At 72.4% G+C, this 333-nt stretch carries 1 protein-coding gene; it reads right to left on the reverse strand.

Annotated features, from left to right (window positions below; translation table 11 throughout):
• Positions 1-63: 63 nt before the first annotated feature.
• Positions 64-231, reverse strand: coding sequence for a hypothetical protein (locus ADL22_RS35375; RefSeq protein WP_159048667.1), 168 nt, complete (start codon positions 229-231; stop codon positions 64-66).
• Positions 232-333: the final 102 nt, after the last annotated feature.

The raw sequence follows: 333 nt of genomic DNA on the forward strand, positions 1-333 counted from the left end.
CCCCACCCCCCCCCCCCGACCCGCCCCCCCCCCACCCCATTTCGCAGCACTTCCCCCCGCCGATCAAACGATCGACGGGGCGAAGTAGACAGGCCCCGGATTAACCACCAGCAGCGCGTTGTCCAGCCCCGGCTGCCCCAGCACCAGTCCCTGCCCCTTGCGGTCCTCGGTGACCAGGGCGATGCCGGCGCGGATGGCGGCGCGCGGGGAGTTCGGCCGCACACACACCACGCCGGCCAAGATTCGTCAGGGCAGGAGCGCCTGGGGCATAAGCGCGCTGCGGGAGTGTCAGGTAACGGGGGCCGGCAACCCGGCCCAAGAGGGGAGGAGCTG

It is taken from the genome of Streptomyces sp. NRRL F-4489 (genome assembly GCF_001509485.1).
GTDB lineage: Bacteria > Actinomycetota > Actinomycetes > Streptomycetales > Streptomycetaceae > Streptomyces.